The organism is Lentibacillus daqui, assembly GCF_027186265.1.
Lineage (GTDB): Bacteria > Bacillota > Bacilli > Bacillales > Amphibacillaceae > Lentibacillus_C > Lentibacillus_C daqui.
Window position 1 is genome coordinate 1,860,873 of the sequence record NZ_CP114176.1, and the last position, 23,314, is coordinate 1,884,186.

At 39.2% G+C, this 23,314-nt stretch carries 31 protein-coding genes and 1 other RNA gene; 24 read left to right on the forward strand and 8 right to left on the reverse strand.

The genetic code is table 11. From position 1 onward, the window contains the following. Positions 1–2 precede the first annotated feature (2 nt). Positions 3–593: a Holliday junction resolvase RecU gene (gene recU / locus O2S85_RS09410; protein ID WP_269412536.1), complete on the reverse strand. Its 591-nt coding sequence runs from the start codon at positions 591–593 to the stop codon at positions 3–5. Positions 594–1,302: 709 nt separating this feature from the next. Between recU and O2S85_RS09415 the strand changes: the two genes are divergently transcribed. The 6 genes from O2S85_RS09415 (at position 1,303) to O2S85_RS09440 (ending at position 5,105) form a co-directional block, all read left to right on the forward strand. Further along, complete coding sequence (locus O2S85_RS09415) at positions 1,303–1,518, forward strand: hypothetical protein (RefSeq protein WP_269412389.1); 216 nt, start codon at positions 1,303–1,305, stop codon at positions 1,516–1,518. 173 nt (positions 1,519–1,691) lie between these two features. Next, a complete protein-coding gene (locus O2S85_RS09420) occupies positions 1,692–2,042 on the forward strand; it encodes a DUF1798 family protein (RefSeq protein WP_269412390.1) in 351 nt (116 codons plus the stop codon). 310 nt (positions 2,043–2,352) lie between these two features. Continuing rightward, a complete protein-coding gene (locus O2S85_RS09425) occupies positions 2,353–2,757 on the forward strand; it encodes a cytidine deaminase (protein ID WP_269412391.1) in 405 nt (134 codons plus the stop codon). A gap of 288 nt (positions 2,758–3,045) precedes the next feature. After that, on the forward strand, positions 3,046–3,351 hold the full coding sequence (gene gpsB, locus O2S85_RS09430; RefSeq protein ID WP_269412392.1) for a cell division regulator GpsB: 306 nt from the start codon (positions 3,046–3,048) through the stop codon (positions 3,349–3,351). Positions 3,352–3,450: 99 nt separating this feature from the next. Next, an RNA gene (gene rnpB / locus O2S85_RS09435) (RNase P RNA component class B) lies at positions 3,451–3,827 on the forward strand. A 150-nt stretch (positions 3,828–3,977) separates the two neighbouring features. Continuing rightward, complete coding sequence (locus tag O2S85_RS09440) at positions 3,978–5,105, forward strand: THUMP domain-containing class I SAM-dependent RNA methyltransferase (RefSeq protein WP_269412393.1); 1,128 nt, start codon at positions 3,978–3,980, stop codon at positions 5,103–5,105. A gap of 238 nt (positions 5,106–5,343) precedes the next feature. Here the strand turns inward: O2S85_RS09440 and O2S85_RS09445 are convergent, their stop codons facing one another. Genes O2S85_RS09445 through O2S85_RS09455 form a run of 3 tightly spaced genes read right to left on the reverse strand, consistent with a single transcriptional unit; the run spans position 5,344 to position 7,664 of the window. After that, on the reverse strand, positions 5,344–6,993 hold the full coding sequence (locus O2S85_RS09445) for a b(o/a)3-type cytochrome-c oxidase subunit 1 (protein ID WP_269412394.1): 1,650 nt from the start codon (positions 6,991–6,993) through the stop codon (positions 5,344–5,346). Then, positions 6,993–7,475 (reverse strand): cytochrome c oxidase subunit II, encoded by a 483-nt coding sequence (locus O2S85_RS09450; RefSeq protein WP_269412537.1) that lies wholly within the window; start codon positions 7,473–7,475, stop codon positions 6,993–6,995. Before O2S85_RS09450 ends, O2S85_RS09445 begins: the two co-directional genes overlap by 1 nt. Positions 7,476–7,514: 39 nt before the next feature. Beyond that, positions 7,515–7,664: a cytochrome c oxidase subunit 2A gene (locus O2S85_RS09455; protein WP_269412395.1), complete on the reverse strand. Its 150-nt coding sequence runs from the start codon at positions 7,662–7,664 to the stop codon at positions 7,515–7,517. Between the two features lie 261 nt (positions 7,665–7,925). Here O2S85_RS09455 and O2S85_RS09460 point away from each other — a divergent pair, with 261 nt between their 5' ends. Both O2S85_RS09460 and O2S85_RS09465 read left to right on the forward strand, forming a co-directional pair. Continuing rightward, positions 7,926–9,014, forward strand: a complete 1,089-nt coding sequence (locus O2S85_RS09460; RefSeq protein ID WP_269412396.1) for a type III polyketide synthase — start codon at positions 7,926–7,928, stop codon at positions 9,012–9,014. Next, complete coding sequence (locus tag O2S85_RS09465) at positions 9,011–9,517, forward strand: isoprenylcysteine carboxyl methyltransferase family protein (RefSeq protein ID WP_269412397.1); 507 nt, start codon at positions 9,011–9,013, stop codon at positions 9,515–9,517. Before O2S85_RS09460 ends, O2S85_RS09465 begins: the two co-directional genes overlap by 4 nt. A 121-nt stretch (positions 9,518–9,638) precedes the next feature. Here the strand turns inward: O2S85_RS09465 and O2S85_RS09470 are convergent, their stop codons facing one another. Beyond that, positions 9,639–9,839, reverse strand: a complete 201-nt coding sequence (locus O2S85_RS09470) for a cold-shock protein (protein ID WP_088050414.1) — start codon at positions 9,837–9,839, stop codon at positions 9,639–9,641. 335 nt (positions 9,840–10,174) lie between these two features. Here O2S85_RS09470 and O2S85_RS09475 point away from each other — a divergent pair, with 335 nt between their 5' ends. Then, positions 10,175–11,851, forward strand: a complete 1,677-nt coding sequence (locus tag O2S85_RS09475; protein ID WP_269412398.1) for a formate--tetrahydrofolate ligase — start codon at positions 10,175–10,177, stop codon at positions 11,849–11,851. 132 nt (positions 11,852–11,983) lie between these two features. On the opposite strand, the gene O2S85_RS09480 is transcribed toward O2S85_RS09475, so the two are convergent. Continuing rightward, positions 11,984–12,349, reverse strand: coding sequence for a DUF2512 family protein (locus O2S85_RS09480; protein ID WP_269412399.1), 366 nt, complete (start codon positions 12,347–12,349; stop codon positions 11,984–11,986). A gap of 241 nt (positions 12,350–12,590) precedes the next feature. Between O2S85_RS09480 and O2S85_RS09485 the strand changes: the two genes are divergently transcribed. From O2S85_RS09485 to O2S85_RS09535, 11 genes are all read left to right on the forward strand, one after another. Beyond that, positions 12,591–13,547: a thymidylate synthase gene (locus O2S85_RS09485; protein ID WP_269412400.1), complete on the forward strand. Its 957-nt coding sequence runs from the start codon at positions 12,591–12,593 to the stop codon at positions 13,545–13,547. Positions 13,548–13,577: 30 nt separating this feature from the next. Beyond that, positions 13,578–14,069, forward strand: coding sequence for a dihydrofolate reductase (locus O2S85_RS09490; RefSeq protein ID WP_269412401.1), 492 nt, complete (start codon positions 13,578–13,580; stop codon positions 14,067–14,069). 9 nt (positions 14,070–14,078) lie between these two features. Beyond that, complete coding sequence (gene mobA, locus O2S85_RS09495; RefSeq protein WP_269412402.1) at positions 14,079–14,654, forward strand: molybdenum cofactor guanylyltransferase; 576 nt, start codon at positions 14,079–14,081, stop codon at positions 14,652–14,654. 99 nt (positions 14,655–14,753) lie between these two features. Continuing rightward, complete coding sequence (tatA, locus tag O2S85_RS09500; protein WP_269412403.1) at positions 14,754–14,960, forward strand: twin-arginine translocase TatA/TatE family subunit; 207 nt, start codon at positions 14,754–14,756, stop codon at positions 14,958–14,960. 20 nt (positions 14,961–14,980) lie between these two features. Further along, positions 14,981–15,157: a twin-arginine translocase TatA/TatE family subunit gene (locus O2S85_RS09505; protein ID WP_269412404.1), complete on the forward strand. Its 177-nt coding sequence runs from the start codon at positions 14,981–14,983 to the stop codon at positions 15,155–15,157. 86 nt (positions 15,158–15,243) lie between these two features. Beyond that, positions 15,244–16,008, forward strand: a complete 765-nt coding sequence (tatC, locus tag O2S85_RS09510) for a twin-arginine translocase subunit TatC (protein ID WP_269412405.1) — start codon at positions 15,244–15,246, stop codon at positions 16,006–16,008. 17 nt (positions 16,009–16,025) lie between these two features. Then, positions 16,026–16,238 carry a YozE family protein gene (locus tag O2S85_RS09515; protein WP_269409116.1) on the forward strand — a complete coding sequence of 71 codons (213 nt, stop codon included), beginning with the start codon at positions 16,026–16,028 and terminating at the stop codon, positions 16,236–16,238. Positions 16,239–16,734: 496 nt separating this feature from the next. Beyond that, positions 16,735–17,238, forward strand: a complete 504-nt coding sequence (gene vrrA, locus O2S85_RS09520; protein WP_269412538.1) for a VrrA/YqfQ family protein — start codon at positions 16,735–16,737, stop codon at positions 17,236–17,238. 375 nt (positions 17,239–17,613) lie between these two features. After that, entirely contained in the window at positions 17,614–18,573 is a 960-nt protein-coding gene (gene msrB / locus O2S85_RS09525; protein ID WP_269409117.1) for a peptide-methionine (R)-S-oxide reductase MsrB, read from the forward strand. A gap of 54 nt (positions 18,574–18,627) precedes the next feature. After that, positions 18,628–18,834: a DUF6501 family protein gene (locus O2S85_RS09530; RefSeq protein ID WP_269409118.1), complete on the forward strand. Its 207-nt coding sequence runs from the start codon at positions 18,628–18,630 to the stop codon at positions 18,832–18,834. A 254-nt stretch (positions 18,835–19,088) separates the two neighbouring features. Further along, positions 19,089–19,646, forward strand: a complete 558-nt coding sequence (locus tag O2S85_RS09535) for a histidine phosphatase family protein (RefSeq protein WP_269409119.1) — start codon at positions 19,089–19,091, stop codon at positions 19,644–19,646. Between the two features lie 40 nt (positions 19,647–19,686). Here O2S85_RS09535 and O2S85_RS09540 read toward each other — a convergent pair whose 3' ends face one another. Further along, the gene (locus O2S85_RS09540; RefSeq protein WP_269409120.1) at positions 19,687–20,883 is read right to left on the reverse strand and encodes a M14 family metallopeptidase; all 1,197 of its coding nucleotides are present in this window, start codon (positions 20,881–20,883) and stop codon (positions 19,687–19,689) included. A gap of 212 nt (positions 20,884–21,095) precedes the next feature. Here O2S85_RS09540 and fdxA point away from each other — a divergent pair, with 212 nt between their 5' ends. Continuing rightward, entirely contained in the window at positions 21,096–21,335 is a 240-nt protein-coding gene (gene fdxA, locus O2S85_RS09545; RefSeq protein ID WP_269409121.1) for a 4Fe-4S ferredoxin, read from the forward strand. 111 nt (positions 21,336–21,446) lie between these two features. On the opposite strand, the gene O2S85_RS09550 is transcribed toward fdxA, so the two are convergent. Next, positions 21,447–21,722 carry an acylphosphatase gene (locus O2S85_RS09550; RefSeq protein ID WP_269409122.1) on the reverse strand — a complete coding sequence of 92 codons (276 nt, stop codon included), beginning with the start codon at positions 21,720–21,722 and terminating at the stop codon, positions 21,447–21,449. 519 nt (positions 21,723–22,241) lie between these two features. On the opposite strand from O2S85_RS09550, the gene O2S85_RS09555 reads away from it, so the two are divergent. Genes O2S85_RS09555 through O2S85_RS09565 form a run of 3 tightly spaced genes read left to right on the forward strand, consistent with a single transcriptional unit; the run spans position 22,242 to position 23,313 of the window. Then, entirely contained in the window at positions 22,242–22,658 is a 417-nt protein-coding gene (locus O2S85_RS09555; protein ID WP_269409123.1) for a hemerythrin domain-containing protein, read from the forward strand. Between the two features lie 2 nt (positions 22,659–22,660). Further along, complete coding sequence (locus tag O2S85_RS09560) at positions 22,661–23,002, forward strand: hypothetical protein (protein WP_269409124.1); 342 nt, start codon at positions 22,661–22,663, stop codon at positions 23,000–23,002. A gap of 41 nt (positions 23,003–23,043) precedes the next feature. Next, complete coding sequence (locus O2S85_RS09565; RefSeq protein WP_269409125.1) at positions 23,044–23,313, forward strand: hypothetical protein; 270 nt, start codon at positions 23,044–23,046, stop codon at positions 23,311–23,313. Position 23,314: the final 1 nt, after the last annotated feature.

The following is a 23,314-nucleotide window of genomic DNA, read 5'->3' on the forward strand; positions in this document are numbered from 1 at the left end:
CTCTAAAAATAAAGCCTGTCGATTATCTGCAAATAGTCCACCCGTTTTTGCAAATGAAAAGGGATATAATACCCATCTTCTTTGACGGCTTCATAGGGAATCGATTGTCGCCCACCATTACATTTGGTGTTCCAGAATGAAAAAAGCTTTTCCGCTTGTAAATAATAAGTTTCATTCAAAATGGCAAATCGGATAATCAAAAAACAAATTCCGCCATGCTCGACAATCGATTGCATATGTTTGATTTGATGATCGTGAATATTCGCTAGTGGAAACCGTGTTTTATGCTTTGTTTCCTTTGCTTCAAAATCGACATATTTTCCGCGATATAAGCCATTATAATCAGTAGTTGATGCCTGTTTGAAATATCCTTCTGTTATAACCGCTGCACTTCTTTTGGGATAATGTACATCAACAATTTGAACTGGCGTTGGCTTTTTATGAATAACTGCTTTATTGGACTGCAAATAATATGAATTCGTGACGTTTATATCTTCTTCGAGTGTCATTCCCCGATTACCAAAACTTTCTTTTTTGTTTGTACCAATCTGTTGATTTGGGGTACTGTATTTTCTCCCATTCGGATAATGCATCATATCCCCCCTTGCACATAGGTATCATATCAAAAAAGTATAGGGCTTGATAACTATTAATACATTATTGGCCGTTGCATCAATTCTAAAACAAGGGTTGTATCTCTCGTTATGATTCATGCAAACAAGTGATGCGAGATCACCTTTATTATACAATAAAGTACAGAAAAGAACATGATTAACGGATATTCTTCAAATAAAATACATCATTGCTTGTACAGGAGGCACGGACTTCTGCGTTGCCCACAGGACATGGGTGGTTTAAGCAGAAAATCCTTATACTATTCGTATGTCTTGTGGGAAATAAGGGGGGAATAGATGGAAGCAGAGGGCTGCCCTTCTTTACGATTAGGAAAAAGGAGTAGGGGAACAAAATCGGCATAAAGCCGATTTTGTTACGTGGATGGTCGATTTGGTCCATCCAGTTTCTTATTACCATACCCACGTTGTTCCTTTTTTTGTTTATCTGCGGCTTGTTTCCGCTGTTCTTTTTTCATCATCATGCCTCCTTGTTATATCCGCCTCCGGCGCAAGAGGTACTGCCTCTTAACCTGCTACCTCCGCCATTCCTTAGCATGTCTAATTTGATAAAAAAAATCAGTTCCGCAACTATTTTTAGCTCATTTCTTCTAGTTTTGTCGAACAGGAAGGTCATTTCCCTTCTTTCGCGAATTAAGTTAATACCATAACTAAACAAGGAGTGAAGGACATGACCAGTACTGCCCGAAATCTTTATTATCAAAATGATGGAATGAAAACAGCTGATTTTAATCATTCTTTGCAGCACCTTTCCGATCAAATAAGGTTGATCGAACAAAAGTTGACGATGAGAGTGGACGAAAATATCTCATATATGTATCACTTCCAGCATACGATGATTGAAAAAATCCAAACCAATATTGATTTAGTGAATCCCGGACGGTAACCATTTTACGGACTGGTCCCCGCAAAAATATCTTGACAGAATATTTCTTAGTTCAGCGTACCTACAATTCTGCCAGCTCTACTTATGGCAATTGTAAATTTCGTGAAATTGATCCGTATCAATGATAAAGTAAAGGTGAGAGAAAGATGAAATATTGAGGAGCAGGGATTACTTTGACAGATTTGAAACAGCAAACAGAACTACTGAAAGAACATTTGGATCAACTTAAGAAACGATATGAAAAAAGTCAGCCACCCGAAGATAAGCGTGATAAAGCTTTTTTTCTATTTGTTAAAGAAACAACTGAGCCAATTTATGGGATGCTTGCAACATGGGAACAAACAGCCCTCCAAGCAGTAAAGAACCGAACCCTTAACATTCATCCACACCAGATAACATCAACAAGGGAAAACATGGAATTATTATTAATGCACAGTTTTTTTGTTGATGTAAAACGAAAACGATATATGGAGTTGAACAAATCCGTTCATTATATTTTTGATCAAGTATTGCGGGATCTGTAAGTTGAATGCGGAAAATAACACTGTATAAGTGCGTGTTCAAAAAGGAGGATAAAAACGACCGAGAAGTTCTAGGCGGCGTAGCTTTGAGCACCGGAGTGTACATAAAAGGTACATGAGGAGCGGAAAAGCAAGCCAACGAACTTCTTCAAAGGAAGGCCGACTAAAAACGGGCTTGCGCTCAGGCGTCGGCATACCCCTTTTGCAGGGGCACGTCATTTTTACCGGACTTTTTGAACATCCTCTATAAGCTTTACAATCGGTGAATTGTTACGTATAATAACATTCAACTTTGAAAGGGGCTGCGTGTGCAATGGAAGGAATAAAATTGGTTGACAAGGCAAAAGCAATAAGGGATAAAGCCTATGTTCCTTATTCAAATTTCCCGGTTGGAGCGGCACTATTAACCAAATCAGGGAAAATATATACCGGTTGTAACATCGAAAACGCAGCATACCCTGTGACATGTTGTGCGGAGCGAGTTGCGATTTTTAAAGCCATTGCTGATGGGGAAAGAGAGTTTAAGGAAATGGCTGTAGTAGCCGATACGCCAAGACCTGTGCCTCCATGTGGTTCCTGTCGCCAAGTGATGAGCGAGTTTTTCGACCAGTCAATGCTTATTTCGTTGGCTAATTTACACAATGAAACAAAAACCATTACGGTTAAAGACTTATTACCGTTCTCATTTCAACCTGAAGATATGACCAACGCGGAATAATAACGCATAAAACCAGTGCAAAAGGTTGTTTTTTAAAAATATTTCGCTCTATTCTGCCGTTATCAGGAAAACTTCAGGATTCTTACTGTGATAAGCCAACATTGGCAAGCAGGGAGGTTGTGCAATACAATGCCTGGCGCGGCAACATCGAGCCTCATGTGTTTACAGACGCAGTTTATCGGCTGTTAATTCTGGTCGCTTTTCGCTTTTGCACAATAAAAATTGACATTTGCGTGTTTATTTGAAAAAATATAAGTGTGTATTTTGTCCAAAATATGGGGTGATGAAATGAACTCAAATCGTATTCAACTTACTGGGAAAGAGATTCTTGAAAAAAACTTTAAGACAGCGATGCGCGGCTATAATCAAGAGGAGGTAGATGAATTCCTCGACACAATTATACAAGATTATGATGCCTTTCAACAAGAAATCGAACGGCTTGAACAAGAAAATGAGCGATTACAACAGCAAACAGATCAACCGAAAACGCGGACGCAAACACCGAACCATCAAGTTAACTACGATATTCTCAAGCGTGTGTCGAATTTGGAAAAGGCAGTGTTTGGTAAAAAATATGTAGAGTCGGAAGGGTAAAATGTCAAAAAAGATATGGTAATTTGATTTTTCGAGATGTCTTTTTTTACCAGTGCAATCAAACAATAAATATGGTATAATCCTAATAATTGATATTGAATACTGACGTAATCGCTGCATAACACATGCAGAGGAAAGTCCATGCTCACACAAACTGCGATGTTTGTAGTGTTCGTGCTTGACGAAATCATAAGTCAAGGTAACCATTACGGTTAACGGCAGGGGAAATTCCTAAGTCAATCAGATATGGAATGCGATCCTTGAAAGTGCCACAGTGACGTAGTCTGAGTGGAAACACTTGGAATGGAACGAGGTAAACCCCACGAGTGAGCAACCCAAATAATGGTAGGGGCATCCTTGATTAGGGAAATGAACCGAAAAAGGGACAAGTCTTTGGCTTGCAGATAGATGATTACGCCCAATGTACGAGGCTGACCACCGTTTGAGTACAAGGGAACAGAACATGGCTTATGACGTATTCAATGGTCAAGGAAATCAAACCTTTCTATTGCGTAATTGCTTTAGGTAAGGTTTTTTTATTTTATCATAGGACTATCTTTTTCATTTCTTTGATAGTTTTGGTAAACTTAATGGTATCTACATAAAGGAAACGAGGACGTAAAAGAATGCAACAACAAGTAAATTTAATCGCTACCGCAGCAATGGGACTGGAGTCTGTTGTTGCAAGTGAAGTAAAAAAACTTGGCTATGAGGTAGCAGTTGAAAACGGGAAAGTACAATTTAAAGCACCTGTTTCCGCCATCCCACGGTGTAATTTATGGTTGCGCACAGCGGATCGGGTACGACTGCTTGTGGGGGAGTTTGCGGCAACAACATTTGATGAGTTGTTTGAAAAGACAAAGGCATTGCCGTGGGAAGATTTTATCACGGAGGATGGAAAATTCCCGGTAGCTGGCAAATCTTTTAAATCTGTATTGCATAGTGTTCCAGATTGTCAAGCCATCGTCAAAAAAGCTATTGCTGAACGGCTCAAATTGAAATACGGACTTGCAACCAACATGCCAGAAACCGGTGCACCATACAAAATTGAGATCGCCATCCACAAAGATACCGCAACGCTAACCATCGATACGTCCGGAACAGGCTTGCATAAGCGTGGATACCGGGTAGGACAGGGCGAGGCTCCTTTAAAGGAAACCATGGCCGCAGCTCTTGTCAAATTAACGAATTGGTATCCTGACAAGCCATTTATTGACCCATTTTGCGGCTCAGGTACTATACCAATCGAAGCCGCATTAATCGGCCAAAATATCGCTCCAGGTTTCAACCGTGAATTTGCTTGTGAGCAGTGGGGATTTATTAACCAGAATGATTGGGTTCGAGCATTTGAAGAAGCAGAAGATCTGGCAAATTATGATCAAAAGCTGGATATTACCGGTTCTGATATTGATCATAACATGGTGAAAATCAGCAAAGATAATGCAACAGAAGCTGGATTGGGTGACTTAATTTCATGGAAACAAATGCAAGTGAAAGATCTTTTTATCCGAAAAAAAGACGGTTATCTTGTTGGTAACCCGCCGTATGGGCAGCGAATCGGAGATAAGGATTCCATCGCCCGAATATACAAGGATCTTGGCATGGTTATGAACAGTCATCCAAGCTGGAGCGTCTATATACTGACTGCTTTTGAGGATTTTGAAAAACATTACGGTAAAAAGGCAACAAAAAAGCGCAAACTATTTAATGGGTTTATCCGTACAGATTATTACCAATACTTTGCGAGCCGCTAGAGAGAAACAGACCAAAAATAAAAGAGAGGGTGCTGATTTCCTCTCTTTTAGTACCAAATCCTTATTCAACTAATCGTATATATAATTCGTTTGTAAACGCGATCCTGGTCAAAACCTTGTCCCATCGGAAATTGCTCAACTAAATTGTTATTTTGATCCAGGAAATACGTAAATGTGGAATGAATGATATCACCTGTACCCGGATCCCGATATAGGAAACCAAGTGATATCTCTTTTTTTACCAGAACTTATACCCGGGCGATCCTGGTGGTGCGTTCTGAATAATATCGATGAATGGAATCGTGTATGCAAAAAGAATCAATGCGCACGTTACGCCGATCCATAACTTCCAGTTTTCCAAAATCTTCGGAGTTGGACTTGCGGCATCGGCAACAGTCGCGACCGGAAATTCTTCTTTTCCTTTCGGTGCAAAGAATGCCAGATTGATAAAAATAACCAACATAATAATCATCCCGATAAATAAGATGGATCCACCAATGGCTTGGGCAATTTGATATGCGCCAAATCCTGCTGTATCCGCATTACCTGCATATTCGGAATATGCTGATCGGCGTGGTCCCCCGAGTAAACCTTCCCAGTGCATGGCCCCGGACATAATTGCCATACCGACTGACCAAAATATGGTTTGGATAATCCCCAGTTTATTCATTTTGGCGGTTAATTTTCGGCCAGTAATCGAAGGGATGAGCCAATAAGCAATCCCGAAAAATGTTAAAATAACCGATGTTGCTGCTGTCAAATGAAAATGTCCGGTTACCCAAATGGTATTATGGATGACTTGATTCATCTGATTGGATGCGTTAATAATTCCACCTGTCCCTGCAGGAATGAACCAAACCATACCAATGAATGGTGCCAAGAAACGAACGTCTTTCCATGGCATTTTTTTAAGCCACCCAAACAGGCCTTTTGCCCCTAATTCCCGTCCGCGCATTTCAAAGGAAGCAAAAACTGAGAACGCAGTCATCAACGAAGGAATTACCACCATAAATGTCAGAACCACTTGCAAGTATTTCCAAAACGGATCGATACCAGGTTCGGTCAACTGATGGTGAAAACCAACCGGAATCGAGAATAATAATAGCAGGATAAAGGTCAAACGCGCTAACGAGTCCGAGAATATTTTCCCGCCAATAATTTTTGGGATAATGGCATACCAGCACATGTAAGCGGGCAATAGCCAAAAATAAACAAGCGGATGGCCGAAATACCAGAACAATGTCCGGCTTACCAGTACGTCAATCGTATCTGTAAACCCTAGTGACCATGGGATAAATTGAATTAACGCGGCTGCCGCAACCCCAAGTGTTGCGATCTGCCATAACAACATCGTCACGACACCCATGTAACTTAATAGTGGTGTCCGTTTACCACGATTTTCTTTTCGCCATCGTGCATGACGATGAAAGATTATAAATCCCTCAATCCAGCTTCCGATAATAACCAATACAAGGCCAATGTAAAAAGCGGGATGCGCCTGCAATGGAGCATAAAACGTATAAAGTACCGAAGCTTCATTTAATAAAATAACTGTTGCCGTACAGCAAACTCCGATGACCATCATAAAGAAACCAATCCAGGCCAATTTTCGCTCATTCAAGCTATATGCGCCCGCTGTCTTGCTTTGCGTTGCAATTACAAAACCTATAATAAAGAAAGTTGTCAGTACAAGTCCTAATATGACTCCATGTAATGTTAGAATCTGATAATAGTCAATTCCAGCTGGTAATGTTACTTTTCCCGATCGAACCAGAGTTTGAAGCAATCCTGCTGTAGCGCCAATCAATAACGCTGAAAAAGCGACAAACATATGGGCCATCGTTAATCTGGCATCAGGTGCTGTAATACTTCTGATTGATTTGATCATTATTCCATCACCTCAATTGTTGCGGTCATATAATGGTGTCCCGTACCGCAATATTCGTTACAGAGCAGTGTGTATTTTCCGGGTTTATCAAACGTATTGGTGTAAGTGCTGATATATCCCGGTTCGAGCATCATGTTTACGTTTGTGCCGACTAATTCAAATCCGTGGACAACGTCTTTCGTAGTGACATTAAAATGAACTGTCGATCCTTTGGGGATTTGTACCAGCTTTTCATTATTGCCGACGTCATAATTAAATGCAGAGGCAACAATGGTAAGCTCGTATTCATTGTCACCAATTTGCTTCAGTCCAGGTTTATTAAATGGCGCTTTTTCATCAACTTTTTCCGGATCAATGGTAACAGCATAGCTTGGGGGTTGATTACCCAAATAAAATGCACTAATGCCAATGGTAATAAGAAAAATGAGTAATGTTGCTGTTCCGAATAAAAGCCAGATTTTTTCATATTTGTGCATATCCATGGTATTTATCGACTCCTTTCTCGACATGTAACCTTCCTTCTAACGGGACTGAAATACTATCCAAACGCCAATCCAGGACACAATAATGAATGCACCCAACAGCATTACGGATGTAAAGGTACCTTTTAAAGAGCTGTTTTCGTCGGTTTTGAGTTTCTCAACCTTTTTTTGCTGTAGCTGATTTGTCATTGCTAATCCCTCCTTGTAGCTTCATAGTGAACCGTTACCATTATTTTCACGAAAAGGTGGATTACTTTCTGTGACAAACATCACAAATAAGTCAAAAGTCACAAAACTGACACGTAGCTGGAAGAAAAAGAGACCTTATTCAAGGAATTTGTCATAATTTCATTAAAACAACACAACCTATAAATAAGACCTTTATGTTACAAAATTGATACATTTGGTCGTATTTTGGTATTAAGTTGATAGAGGATAAAAGGTGATTGGATGACATATATTTGTTCGGCAGGTGTTGGCGTTCCCGATTATGAGATGAACCAACAGGAAATTAAAGAACTCGTTGGCGGACTATTCCCCTATACGGAAAAACAACTGGAAAGGTTACTTCCTGTATTTGATCATGCAGCAATCGCGAAACGGCAATTTGTCGTTCCAAAAGATTGGTTTCTTCATCAGCACTCATTTCAGGAAAAAAATAAATTATATCAAACGCTCGCTACTCGTCATGCATTACGGGCCATTGATCATTGTTTGACAAACCGGCAATTTGCTAAACAGGATATTCCCTATCAGGCCATTGATATGATCATTTTTGTCTCCAGTACAGGTATTGCGACACCATCGCTGGATGCTCACCTGTTGAATGAACGACCATTTCGTGAGGATGTGGAGCGAATGCCATTATGGGGGCTGGGTTGTGCAGGCGGTGCGATCGGGTTATCCCGTGCAGCTGATTTCCTGACCGCCCATCCCAAAAAAACAGTGCTTGTTATAGGTGCAGAATTATGCAGTCTCACTTTTCAAAAGGATGATCATAAGAAGAGTAATTTGGTTGGTACTGCCTTATTTAGTGACGGAGTTGGGGCTGTATTTTTATGTGGTGAGCAGTCAAAATATTGCTCCAATCGGACAAAAATATTACCACGAATCACCCGTAAAGGTACGTTCACTAAAAAGGATAGCTTATCCATCATGGGATGGGATATTACCAATAATGGCATGGAAGTCATTTTCTCAAAGAGCATTCCCAACCTTGTAAAAACGCTTTGGAAGGATCATATTGAGTCATTTCTTAGTGGAGCCGGCCTGGAAGAACAAAAGATTCACTCATTCATAGCTCATCCAGGCGGAAAAAAAGTGTTGCAGGCAATGGAGGAAACACTACATATCCCGACTGAAAAGTTAATACATTCATACAATGTATTGCGTGATCACGGGAATATGTCATCAGGTACTGTTTTTTATGTTTTGTATGAATGGATGAAAGAGGTGTTTCAGGGGAAAGAGCAAAGCATTTTGTCAGCCCTGGGACCTGGCTTTAGTTCGGAACTATTATTATTGGAGTGGAATGAATGACAATATGGATGAGTGTTTTAATTGGTGTAATCATCTGTCAGCGGCTGGTTGAGCTTTATATTGCAAAGCGAAATGAAAAATGGATGAAGGCACGTGGCGGTATTGAACGGGGCAAGAAACATTATAAATGGTTTATCGTACTGCATGTACTATTTTTCTTGTCCATTATTGCAGAAGTAAGTGCGAATCCTGCACCAAGACAATTAAATTATTTTCTATTTATAATATTTATCGCCACGCAAATGGGAAGGATTTGGTGTATTTATACACTTGGGAGGTTTTGGAATACAAAAATCATTGTCCTGCCAAGAGTCTCCCTTATAAAAAAGGGTCCATATAAGTATATGAAGCATCCAAATTATCTTATTGTGCTGATTGAGTTATTTGTTATTCCATTGTTACTTGGAGCTTATTTTTCCGCCATTTTATTTCCAATGTTGCACCTGGGGCTGTTAAGATTACGCGTACCACAGGAAGATCGGGCATTAACAAAAGTAACATGAAAGAAAAAGTGCAAGTGCTTATGGAGGGTAACCGAAAAGTCCGTTATTTAAATAAGAAATAAGCACACTAATAATAAATAAAAGCGGTAATCGATGTACGATTACCGCTTTATATATGAATTTATTTCTTCACTACATTTGCTGCTTGTGGGCCGCGTTCACCTTCAACAATTTCAAAAGACACTTCTTGTCCTTCTTCAAGTGTTTTGAATCCTTCTTCTTGAATGGCAGAATAGTGTACAAATACATCATTTCCGTCTTCAATTTGAATGAAACCATAACCCTTTTCTGCGTTGAACCATTTTACTACTCCGTTTTCCATTGTATTTTGTCCTCCCTAAAACTTTCACGCAAAAGCATGTATACACATCCCTTAAAACGTGTTGATAATACAAAGTCCAGATGATATAGAAAAACAGCCACTATAGAAGAGCAGGATCATAATTGCATCCACTTCTATAGAAGCTGTCTGTCATTCATGATTCCATACATCTTCTTTGCTTGTGTAAATAATAGCTTATTTTAATTGCTCCGTCAAGCATAAGACAAAAAAATTCCATGTTTTTTCGAAACTTTTCGGCTATATTTTTAACTCATTTCCAGATATAATGAAGATACTTGGAAAATGGCAGTTAACTTTTAGGTGGAAAGGATGTCATGGACGTGAAAACCGATATTGAAATTGCTCAAGAAGCAAAACTAAAACCGATTAGGGACATTGCACAACGCTTACAGCTTACGGATGAAGACTGGGAACCATATGGGCATACCAAAGCAAAACTGTCGGATAACCTGCTGACAAAGCTGGGGAATAATCCGGATGGGAAGATCATTTTAGTTACATCAATCAATCCAACACAGGCGGGGGAAGGAAAATCCACTGTAACAGTTGGATTGGGTCAAGCGTTGGATAAAATTGGAGAAAAAGCGATCATTGCATTACGTGAGCCTTCTTTAGGTCCTGTCATGGGAATGAAAGGGGGGGCAGCAGGAGGTGGCTATTCTCAAGTTCTCCCCATGGAAGAAATCAATTTGCACTTTACCGGTGATTTGCATGCCATCACAAGTGCCAATAATGCGTTGGCAGCATTAATCGATAACCATATTCAACGGGGAAATGATTTACGGATTGATCCGCGTCGAGTTGAATGGAAACGGGTTATAGACATGAATGATCGTGTTCTGAGACAAATCGTTGTTGGACTGGGTGGACCAAAACAGGGTATCCCACGTGAAGATGGATTTACGATTACAGTTGCTTCCGAGATAATGGCCATTCTTTGTCTGGCAACTGGTTTGGATGATCTAAAAGAACGAATATCCCGCATTGTTATTGGATATACGTATGAAGAAGAGCCGGTAACGGTGAAGGATCTAAAGGTCGAGGGTGCGCTGACATTATTATTGAAAGACGCGATAAAACCAAATCTTGTCCAAACAACCGAAAATACACCAGCAATTATCCATGGTGGTCCATTTGCCAATATTGCTCACGGATGCAATAGCCTCATGGCGACCAAAACAGCAGCCAAATTGGCGGATTATGTAGTAACCGAGGCGGGTTTTGGTGCCGATCTTGGTGCAGAGAAATTTTTAGATATTAAAACACGTGCGGGGGATTTTGAACCAAGCGCTGTTGTCATTGTCGCCACAGTCCGGGCTTTAAAAATGCATGGCGGTATGAAAAAAGACCAATTGACCGAAGAAAATCTTGATGCATTAAAGAATGGAATGGCTAATCTGGAAAAACATATCGAGTCGATTGAATCATTTGGATTGCCATATATAATAGCCATTAATAAATTCTCTACGGATACGGAAAGAGAAACCTCTTTTATTGAATCATGGTGTCATGAAAGAGGAATCGATGTTGCTTTGACAGATGTATGGGCCAAGGGTGGAGATGGTGGAATCGGGTTGGCAAAAAAAATCGTTCAGAAAACAAGCACTACCACATCCCATTTTCAGCGGATTTACGAACCTGAGGAGTCACTAAAGACCAAGATACGAAAGATTGCCCAGACTGTCTATGGTGCGGATGACATTGAATTATCCCCTAAAGCGGCCGAACAGCTACAGTATTATGAACAACAAGGATGGAGCAATTTATCCATTTGTATGGCGAAGACGCAATATTCGCTATCCGATGATCCCTCGCTGGTGGGTAGACCAAGGGGATTTACGCTGACTATTCGGGAAATGCGTGCAGCGATTGGGGCCGGCTTTATTGTGGTATTAACAGGAACAATGATGACCATGCCGGGATTACCTGCGCATCCAGCAGCACTGGATATGGACGTCACAGTAGATGGCCGGATTACGGGACTGTTTTAATGGAACAACAGAAGCAGTTGATTAAAAATGAACGTAAGAGGTAATACACCTGAACGAGTTTCAGTTTCGTTGTTTCAGTTTCGTTTAAAAAACAGATCGGGCACTGCATAGCCCGATCTGTTTATAGTCTAATTAATCAGTAAGAGGTTCTTCTTTATCTACACGACCGGATCCCAAAAGCCAGTAATGCTGGAATATTTCGGTTATGCCAATAATAATGCCGGTTAACACTGCTCCCCAAAAGGTAACATGGGTTCCATTAAAAAGCATCGCTCCAAAATAAACGACTAATGTAGTCACAACAAAATCAATGGCCGTACTTACCCAGTTAGTATTTTTACGGAGCATACCAACTTCCATGTAGTAACCGATAACTGCCAATACTACACCAATGATAATCGGCTGATACCAAGCGGCAAAATTGACATTGGGAAAAATCCATGAAGCGAGAATGACACCGATTGGACAGACAATTAATTTTACAATAAAACCACTCATTTTTATCCCACCTTTTTTGCTTAATATAACTAGTGTTTGTCATATGATGCAGATTATGTACAAAGGCGGAAGAGCCCGGTTAGCGGTGTATGTGCTGGAGATGGACGGGGCTCATTTCCTAAGAATGAACAATTAACGCAAAATAAATTTCAATAATTTACTTACTTTCACTCGTGGGTTACAATGGGAGAAGACAAAATTGATTTTATTGATCAGTTTATCGGCAAGGAGAGAAATAAGCGTGATAAAAAATGAACAAGCATACTTGGATCTATGCAGGACGGTACTAAATACCGGTACAAAAAAAGCAGATCGCACCAATACTGGCACTTTTTCGATATTTGGACATCAGATGCGTTTTGATTTAAGGGAAGGCTTTCCACTTTTAACAACAAAAAAGGTGCCGTTTCGTTTAATCGCTAGTGAATTACTTTGGTTTATTAATGGAGATACAAATATTCGCTACTTACTTGAAAATAATAACAATATCTGGAATGAATGGGCTTTTAAAAAATGGGTTGAGAGCGATGATTATGATGGACCGGATATGACCGACTTTGGTAATCGTTCCCAAAAGGATCCAGAATTTAATGAACAATATCAGGAGCAAATGTCTCAATTCAAATCCAATATGCTTACTGATGATATGTTTGCCGAAAAATATGGTGACCTTGGATCGGTTTATGGTAAGCAATGGCGTGCATGGAAAATGTCAAACCAAAAAACAATTGATCAGTTGAAAAACGTAATCGAATCGATTAAAAACAACCCTGATTCCCGCCGCCATATTGTTACTGCCTGGAATCCGGAAGATGTTCCGACAATGGCTTTACCACCATGTCACACTTTATTTCAATTTTATGTAGCGGATGGTGAACTTTCCTGCCAGCTGTACCAACGAAGTGCCGACATCTTCTTGGGATTGCCGTTTAATATTGCCAGCTATGCACTGTTAACCCATCTGATTGCCTTAGAATGTAATTTGGAGGTCGGTGAGTTTATTCATACGCTTGGTGATGCGCATATTTATACGAATCACGTGGAACAGGTAAAGATTCAGCTTAATCGGGAGCTTAGATCACTCCCTGAACTCAAATTAAATCCGGATAAGAAATCCATTTTTGACTTCCAACCAGCTGATTTTGAACTCGTGAACTATCATCCACATCCGACCATCAAGGCACCAATTGCCGTATAAAGAAACGAAAGGGAAAGGGGGAGGTTTTTGATGATCTCATTACTTGTTGCGATGGATCGCAAGCAAGTCATTGGTTCTGATAATGGTTTACCGTGGCATTTACCAAAGGACCTTCGTTTTTTTAAAGAATTGACAACCGGGCATACGATTGTTATGGGACGGAAAACTTTTGAATCAATTGGCAAAGCATTACCCAACCGCAAAAACTATGTTATAACCAGTCATAGTGAAAATGAATTTCCCGAGGATGTCTCTGTCCTGCGTGATTTGGCAACGATAAAAAACTGGAATGACCAGCACCCGGATGAGGAGTTCTTTGTGATTGGCGGAGGCACTATTTTTGAACAGATTATCAATGATGCCGATCGGATGTATATCACTTATATTGATGAAGTGTTCGATGGAGACATACATTTTCCAATTTTTACAATGGATAAATGGTCGTTAACCTCGAAAATTAAAGGGGAAAAAGATGAGAAAAATCCGTATGACTATTATTTTTTGCAATATGATCGCAGGTAAGTGTGGTTTATGAAATATTGTGGCGTTATTTTAGCTGGCGGAAAATCGCTTAGAATGGGGCAAACAAAGTCGTTACTGCCATTACGAGATGAACCAGTTGTTTCACATATTGTAAGGGAAATAAAAAAATGTGTTGACGAGGTTGTCATCGTTGCTAATGATCCATCAGCATATACATTTCTGCAAGTACCAATCGTCAAGGATCGATACACTGGGGCAGGTCCGTTGGCGGGAATGGAAGCAGCATTTCATCGGGATGCAGATGTCTTTGTCGTTTCCGCTTGTGATACCCCGTTTATCAATCATCAGGTCTATATGCAGCTAATGGGATGTCTGAACGGAAATGATGCAGTAATTCCGAAATATGGTGAGCGAATCCATCCATTGGCCGGAATTTATAAAAAATCTGTCTTACCGGTGGTACAGCAACAATTGGAGAACAATGTTCGTAAAGTTGATCGTATGTTTGATTTTCTTCAGGTCGCCTATGTGAATGATTTTGGAATAATATCTGATGATATACTTGAGAAGCATTTTTTTAATATGAATCATCCTGCACAATATGACTGGGCAAAGCAGGTATGAGTTGTCCGTTTGGGAAGACCGTGTTAAACTGGATATGTTACATAATGATTTTAAAATCTATGGAATTAGCGGTATAATGATTACAAAGAGGTGGACGTTATGTTTGCAAATATAGGATTCCCTGGGCTTATATTAATTTTAATTATTGCATTGGTTATTTTTGGACCTAAAAAACTTCCCGAAATTGGCAAGGCAGCCGGTCATTCATTGCGGGAGTTTAAAGATTCTGCTCGTGAACTGACTAGTGATGTAACTGATGAGGTAAAAGAAACAAAAGAAATAATCAGCGGAAAAGAAACGAAATAAATCATTCGGAGTGATCTATCATGTTTAGCAACATTGGGATTCCAGGATTAATTTTAATATTGATTGTTGCATTAGTCATTTTTGGCCCATCGAAACTTCCGGAAATCGGTAAGGCATTTGGAAGCTCACTAAAAGAGTTTAAGAATGCAACAAAAGATATTGTCTCTGATGATGAAAAAAAGGATAACGACAAGTAATTCACTGTATTAAATTTCAGGCTAGAAGGTGTAGGGGGTAAACCTTACATCTTCTTTTTGCCTTAAACTGCAAGGAGCGTAAATCCATGTCTGAAGATCAACAATCCACAATGTCAAATGAAAAAGAAATGAATGTTACTGGTCATTTATCCGAGTTGAGAAATCGGCTAATCGTTACAGCGGTATTTTTTGTGCTGTTTTTTATCTTGGGCTTCATTTATGTGAAGGATATTTATGGCTTCTTTGTAAATGATTTACCTTTCGAGTTGAATGTAATCAGCCCTGGTGAGATTATCTGGATTTATTTTACAATGGCAGGGCTTATTGCCGTCATCGGAACCATACCCGTTATGCTTTTCCAGATTTGGTTGTTCGTGAAACCTGGATTAACACCTGTTGAGCGCAAAGCCTCTGCTTTATACATACCCGCAGCGTTTTTATTATTTATTGCAGGGCTTGTGTTTGGATACATTATATTTGTCAAGCTGATCTTGCCATTTTTACTCTCATTAAATGATGGAATGTTTAATGAACTGTTTACAGTCGATAAGTATTTTAAATTTCTCTTGCGTGTAACGATACCATTTGCCATTTTGTTTGAGATACCTATTATCTCCATGTTTTTGACCAGGATTGGTGTTCTTACACCGGATTTCATGGTAAAAACGCGAAAGTATGCCTATTTTATTTTAGTTATTATCGGGGCAGCTGTAACGCCACCTGACTTTGTATTACAGATAGTTGTGGCCATACCGCTAATTTTGCTATACGAAATCAGTATTTACTTCTCAAAAATTGTATATCGGAAAAAGTTACGCAAGCATCAGGAATTTATGGATCAGGATGACTAGGAACAGGGAGGGAAAACATGCGAACTTTTTATCACTATATGATGACCTATCGGGGCAAAAAGCAGCCAGATGAAAAAAGCAAGCTGGCGGATTGGATATTTTACGATCATGATTTCCCTAAACAGTCTACCAGTTATGCTGAAATTAGTGACTATCTAGAGTGGAACAGTCCATTTCCCAATGCGTTAATGGTGTTTGATGAGTTATGGGAATTATATCAGTCAAAGTAACATTCCACATTTCAGGTATGCCAACGTTTGTAAAAGATTGGTATGCTTTTATGCAAAATTTAAACAAACGTTTGATCAATTTTTAAATGTAACCGGACGATTGTATACGTCATATATTCCTGATTATTCGTCTCTATTTCGCAAAACTTTTCATATTGTAACAGAGGTTTGTTATAATTTGCGGTTACCCGGGAAATATTGATTTTGCATTAACCGGCAGCAGAATCATTGCGCCAGTGGTGATCGGGTATTGGTCGTCTAAAAAAGCTTTTACGAACAAAAATCGTAAAGGCTTTATTTAGTTGCAGCTGCCTACACTCTTCACACATAAATACGTACAATAATTTAGATACTATATACGAAAAGAGGGATAACAATGGCATTCCCATTTCAACAGACACCGCCTAATTTCCCGCCAAATCAAATGTCAATGTTTCGAGGTCTCCGAGGTCCGGTAAATCGTGCCCCAGGAAATATGATGTTTCCAACAAGAGCAATGCCACCTGCAGCACCGCGGGGTAATTTCATGCAAAACATCCTCGGAAGATTTATGGGATCAGGGGGAGGGGGCATGCAGCAAGCCGCATCAATACCAACGCAGGCTGCCGCAAGTGGTGGCGGTCTTACGAATACACTAAATAATGTGCAACAAGTATTAAAAGTGATGCAACAGACCGCGCCAATGGTTCAAGAGTATGGGCCAATGGTTAAAAATTTGCCCGCTATGTTCCGTATGATGAAAGCTTTTAAGGATTCAGACGGTGATGCTGCTGATAATGATGATAATGAATCAGTGGAAGGAAGCGGACAGCCAGAAGAAAAACAAACAAAGGAAACTGATGAACAAGAAAAAAGCAATAGCAAAAGCCCTAATAGATCGAAAAGTGAAAAAAACACTTCAACCAGAGATGACGGGGAAACAACAGTGTACGACAAGAAAAAGACAACTTCTAAAAGGACGACAAATGATGGCCAATCAAAACCGATGTTGTTCATTTAAAGTGTGTGTTCAAAAAGGAGGATAAAAAGGACCGAGAAGTTCTAGGCGGCGTAGCTTTGAGCACCGGAGTGTACATAAAAGGTACATGAGGAGCGGAAAAGCAAGCCAACGAGCTTCTTCAAAGGAAGGCCGACTAAAAACGGGCTTGCGCTCAGGCGTCGGCATACCCCTTTTGCAGGGGCATGTCATTTTTACCGGACTTTTTGAACATCCTCTTAAAGGGGAATATTAAAAGGGAGCTTCTGCTAAAATCGTCCACGCCCTATGACAACGCAAAACTGTCAGCATTTCTTGTGCATGCCAAGCACAATACTTGATTTTTCCTTAAAAAAACGAAAAAATGAAGGCAATCATTAAAAATGGAGGTAACTGATCATGGCAGCTAATGAAGAACTCGCTACATTTGCGGGCGGTTGTTTTTGGTGCATGGTGGAACCGTTTGATGAACGACCAGGTATTAAAAAAGTGGTCTCCGGATATACTGGCGGGACAACAGAAAATCCAACCTATGAAGAGGTTTGCACGCATACTACCGGACATGTGGAAGCCGTACAAATCACATTTGATCCAGCTATCATGCCATACGAACAATTGGTAGAAACATTTTGGCAACAAATTGATCCCACAGATGCTGGCGGACAATTTAATGATCGCGGGGAATCATATCAAACAGCAATCTTTTATCATAATCCAAAGCAAAAAGAAATAGCTGAAGCATCAAAACAAAAATTAGCAGAAAGCGGGAAATTCTCTCGTCCGATTGTTACACCAATTCTTCCCGCTAAGCCTTTTTACCCTGCCGAGGAAGAACATCAACATTATTATAAGACACATTCTTTTCATTATAATTTATATAAAAAAGGTTCTGGCAGGGCTGATTTCATTAAACGAAATTGGCAAAACTCATATGACAAAAGTAAACTTAAGGAGCAATTAACACCAATCCAGTATCATGTTACACAGGAAAACGGAACTGAACGGCCGTTCCAAAACGAATATTGGGATAATAAAAAAGACGGCATTTACGTTGATATTGTTTCCGGTGAGGTATTATTTTCATCCAAAGATCAATTTGATGCAGGATGTGGTTGGCCAAGCTTTACAAAACCAATTGATAAATATCACGTAAAAGAAAATACGGATACATCACATGGAATGATTCGTACTGAAGTAAGAAGTAAGGAAGCGGATTCCCATCTTGGCCATGTTTTTGATGATGGTCCAAAAGAGCATGGAGGATTGCGTTATTGCATGAACTCTGCAGCAATGCGTTTTATCCCGAAAGAAAAAATGGATGAAGAAGGTTACGGGCAATATACACACCTATTTTCTTAACAATAATTCTATTATGTAAACAAACAAAATGATGTACTGGAGAGAGTTGCCGAAATGATTCATTTAAATTGGGAAAACAACGAAACAATGAAACAAATTAAGTGTGTACACACAGATGCGAAAAAATTCATTGTTCATCGTAAATTGACACCAGGGAAGGTGTATGATGTAAAGAATGAAACGGATGAATTTTACTTTATCATTGATAACAGCGATCGTATTGGCGGATATTTAAAAACGTATTTCAAAGAGGAAAAATAACAGGATTGTTCCTGTTATTTTTTATATTCAAAAGCGGAAGTTGCGTCCGATAAATCAACATCGACTCAGTGGAAATGTTTATTTTTTAAATTGTGTATACTTTTGTCATTTCCTGTCAATAATTAGCATAATAGCGAAACTACTGGGGAAACATTTCACTTTATCTTTTCTATTTTTTGCAGTTAGTGTTATAATTTTATTTAATTAATAGTATCACCGTTAAAAAATTATTGTCACATAAAGGACTGAATAGATTGAAAAAAATATTCTTGGTTCGTCATTGTGCGGCTGACGGTCAGCATAAAGATTCCCCGTTAACATACGAAGGGTTACGGCAAGCGCAATTACTTTCTACATTTTTTAAAAACCAGCGTATTAAATTCGACAAAATTATTTCAAGTCCTTACTTGCGTGCAATAGAAAGTATTAAACCATATGCTGAACAGGTTAATGCTAGAATTGAAGTGAATGAAAATTTGCGGGAACGAATCTTAAGTGAACAACCGATTGATGATTGGCTAGGTATACTCGAACGATCATTTTCAGATCTTGATTTTGCGTTGCCTGGTGGTGAATCCGGTAACGATGCCATAAACCGGGCAAATTCTGTTTTGGATACCATTTACGCTGACGATGCTTTGCAAAATGTTATTATTGTCAGCCATGGTAACTTAATTGCATTATTGCTAAAACAGTTTGATCATTCCTATGGCTTTGAACAATGGAAGAAACTAAGAAATCCGGATGTTTATGTGATTCATACTGATCAAAAAGCAAAAACAGTGGAATGTTTATGGAATGGTAATGAATGAAGTACACCAGATTCGGCGGGGAATGGATTATGCCCCGCTTTTACACAGGCAAGTATAAGTTGGCCAACAGAATTCCCAGACTTTCCCGATAAATAACAGTAAATTGTTCGATGGGTAACGGGTTTACCCCACAACCAAGTTCAATTGTAAAACCGGGATTTTGAAACGCTTGAATAAACCAATCTTTAAATCCTGCATAGTTATCCAAAACATGAACCGGGCGATAGCCGCTTACTCGTGCATACTCATCCGCCTGACACGCTGAATGTTTAGGTTCCAGTCCTAAAAATCCCCAATATATTTCCCGTCCTTGTGTATGAAACGCCATCACTCGTGAAAAATTTCTTGTTTTAACAAGCTCGGCCATTGCGATTGATTCCGGTTCAGACAGAGGGGCAGTTCCTGGAAAATCCCTCGGACCTGGTACCTTTGGTTTTCTTTGTGCTTCCTTTTCCCATAATGCAGGGTATTGCTTGTTAAGATCAACACCCAAAATATTTGCTTTCCAGCTGGAGAAATCCGCATTCTGATCGTTTAGTTGGCATACGTCAGCTTGATATGATCCGGCAGCAGTTGAACCATTTAAGACAAGATTCACGCCATCAGGATTTACCATTGGAACAATTGACAGACAAGTATTAATATATTGAGATAACATATAAACATCAAGGATCGAAGTATTATTTGTAAGTGACAGTGCATATTGATTTACAAATTTCATAATAACCGAAGTAGTGATCCATTCATTGGCATGAAACGACCCATTGATATGTATATGTTTATCTCCCATACCAATTTGCAGTTCAACAATATCTTTGCCCATAACAGAATGGCCAATCGATTGACCAATGATGAATGGGTAAACGGTTATCAGCTGGTTGATCGTTTCCACCAGTTGTTCATATGTATATGGCTCACCATCAGGTACAATTAGCTCATTAATGCGTTCTGGAATGTATATCCGTTGTCCAGTTTGAATATGACAATTTTTTACAAATGGGTTCACTAATAATATTGCATCCATTGGGAGATGATAATGATTGGCAATCTCCCATAATGTATCTGTTTCAGCTACTATATATTCACGTAAACGGTAACCAGGAATTTGCAAACTTGCCCCAGCCTCAATTGAATCTGATGTCAGCTTGGGGTTTGATTTTTCAATTAAAACGGCTGGAATACCAAATAGTTGGCTAAAATACCATAATGAATCATTGCGTCGTACCGTAACTTCCATTCAATTTCCTCCTCTGACTAGAGATATCCAGCAATCAGTATCTCTACTTTTCCTATTATTAATCCTATGACAAAACAGACAAAAAGATGAATTTCAGCGAAAATCTTGAAAGAATCAGGGTTGTTCGTTACTATATTAGTATACAAATTTTACTTTACTTTATGGATGAATTTGTACATATAGAGAAAAGGTATTGAAAGGAGGATTTTCACGTGGCATTTGTGATTACTTCACCTTGTTTGAATGAAAAATCAGGCGAGTGTGTGGAAGTATGTCCTGTTGACTGTATAGAAGAAGGTAAAGATATGTTTTATATTGATCCCGATATCTGTATCGATTGCGGTGCATGTGAAGCAGTATGTCCTGTCGAGGCAATTTATATGGAAGATGAAATACCAGAAGAAGAAACGAAATACATTGAATTAAATCGGCAATTTTTTGAAGACCGGTAAGTACCCCAGCCGCTGGAAGTTGGAGCCGGGTGAGGGAATAAAGCTATGAATTTTATACTGCCTTAACTAGTAGATAAAGCCACTATGGGGTACATGGTGGCTTTATCTATATTATTGTTTGATTGAAAAACCGGTAAAATCTTGTTCGGTTGCTGATGTTGATTCAACTTGTATCTGATCAACACGAATAAATGGACTAAATCCAGACTTCATATCCTCCAAATATTGTTCGATATTTGTATGATCTCCGGCAATTTCCATCTCCACTGTGCCATCTTCCTTATTTCGCACCCATCCAACCAGTTTATGCTGTACCGCTGATTGTTTTGCTGCGTAACGAAATCCAACACCTTGAACGCGACCACTTACGATTACGTGAATTGCCATTGTTTTATATATCCCCCTTATAATTATCGTTCTGTCTATATATTACTTAACCATAAACAGATAAAATAAAACACAATGGAGCGATTTCTTTATCACCATTAACCGGCAGTAATACCCCCATTGATTGAAGTTTCACTTTATAAAAAACACGGTGATTAGGGATTAAAAGGTTTTCATATTGGTAATGCTCATAGTAACAATATAGGATCAAATGTACAGTAATAATTGGCGAAAAGATGCTGAAACCTGCGTGCAGCCAAGATGGTGGAACAAGTAATTTGTATGCGGTATCAAAACCAATGTAACATCACTTTTTAAGCTTGTACTACTGGAAAAAGTGTCAAAAAAGCAACAACGTGACAATTCTCACATTAATTTGATTACGTATTGTTATAAGATTTTTACCATGTTATGCTACATTTGTATTAAGGAAAAAGAAAAGTACTGTTATAGTTTGAATCAACTTTTGACTAATACAGTTCTTTTATTCAGTTTAAGTAAAAAATAGGAAGTGATGAGATGTCAGGGCCTGCTTTAAAGCATGTGGACAGTCACGCGGCTATCCATGAAGCCGCATTAAATGAAGCAGCAGAGTTAACGGAATTACTCGACAAGCTTGTAAAAGACGGGCATGTCGAAAAAGCTTTGGAAGTGGCATTTGTTACCGTGGAACATTGGGAAACTCGTACACTAAGGCACGCCGATTCTGAGGAAGAAGGATTATATAAAGAACTTGCTGAAGCTGATCCGTCCTTAAAAGATTCGATTGTAGAATTAACACGTGATCATAATCTGTTAAGACTGCTAGTTGCAGAAATCAGAACATTACTTGATCAAGGGACGGTCAACGATTACATTGTGCAACGATTTCAAGCATTAATTATTGTTGATGAGCTTCATAATCGATCAGAAGAGAAGATTTTACCTGATCATTGACCATGTCATTATTGGAGGTGGAAACATTGACATCAGAAAATGAAAAAACTCCGAAAGAAAGATCATTAAGGATTTGTTTTCCAAAGTTATACAGACAAATTGTTACAAAACTGGAAGACTTTCATATTCACCCATATGATCTGCAAATAAATATAAAAGAGAAAAAGGGGAGTTACCAATTAATTCTTCATTATGGGAAAGGATACTCCCACACTGTGTCGCAACATTTTACAGCTGTGCAACTGAACGAAATGGACCCGGGTATTATTGATTTCGTTCTGCAAAACGTGGATGCGATTAAGGAAGTAATGGTTGCCGATTACTTTAAAATGATGAAAGTGTAAACCACTGGGGTATCCGATATTTGTAGAAAGGAAGATTGTCAATGTTTATGTTTGAAGAGGATGCCAATCTTGTTCAAGACCGTGAAGATTTGATTGCTGTACTTCGAATGCGGTTTGGGAATATACAACCAGGTGTAGTGGATGCTGTTTATAAGATCAGTGATATGAACACTCTGGAGCGCTTGATCCTGGTTGCAGCAAATGCACCGGAATTAAAAATATTTCTCGAGGAGTTGGAAGAAGGATCCGGCACATTTAAATTGTTGGGGGAACGCTTTAATCCAATTGATTCATTACATGAAGAAGGGTGAT